This is a genomic window from Falsiroseomonas oryzae, from assembly GCF_027856955.1.
Taxonomy (GTDB): Bacteria; Pseudomonadota; Alphaproteobacteria; order Acetobacterales; family Acetobacteraceae; genus Falsiroseomonas; species Falsiroseomonas oryzae.
The window spans coordinates 1-546 of record NZ_JAPSMD010001020.1; the positions used below are offsets into that span (position 1 = coordinate 1).

Genomic DNA, 546 nt, shown 5'->3' on the forward strand with positions numbered 1-546 from the left:
GGCCCAGGCTTCGGGCAGCGCGGCGACCAGCACCTCCGGCGGCAGGCCCGCGAGCAGCACGTCGCGCGCCTGCACCTGCTCCGCGTCGAGCGCCGCCGCGTGCAGCCAGGTCGCGGCCTCCATCACCGGCAGGGGCTGCCCACCCGGCCCGATCGGCAGGAGGCGCAGGCGGCCGAGGAAGGCGCCCTCCCCGGCGGGCAGCAGCACCGAGGCCGTGCCGCCGCGCAGGCGGTGGGACAGCCCGCCGTCGAGATGCGCGACGAGCACCGCCGCGGCATGGAAGGCGGCCTCCTCGACCGCGGCATGCAGGCTCGCGGCATCACCCCGTCCGCTGCGCTCCGCGAAGCGGCCGCAGGCGTGGTGCGTCACCTCCAGCAGCCGGGCGATGCCGCGGGTGTCGAGGCGCTTGCCGGCGATGCAGAGCAGCGTGTCCTCCGCGATGCCGGCCGGCTCGCCCGGCTCATGCGCCTGCGGCAGGGCGGGGGCGAGGGCGCGGGCGGTCAGCGCCCGGTGCCGCCGCGCCGCGTGCCGGTGGACGGTGACGGC

At 79.1% G+C, this 546-nt stretch carries 1 protein-coding gene; it reads right to left on the bottom strand.

The window, feature by feature from the left end:
- Positions 1 to 546: hypothetical protein (locus OZN99_RS33285; protein ID WP_270939433.1), on the bottom strand; the 546-nt coding region annotated here is incomplete at both ends.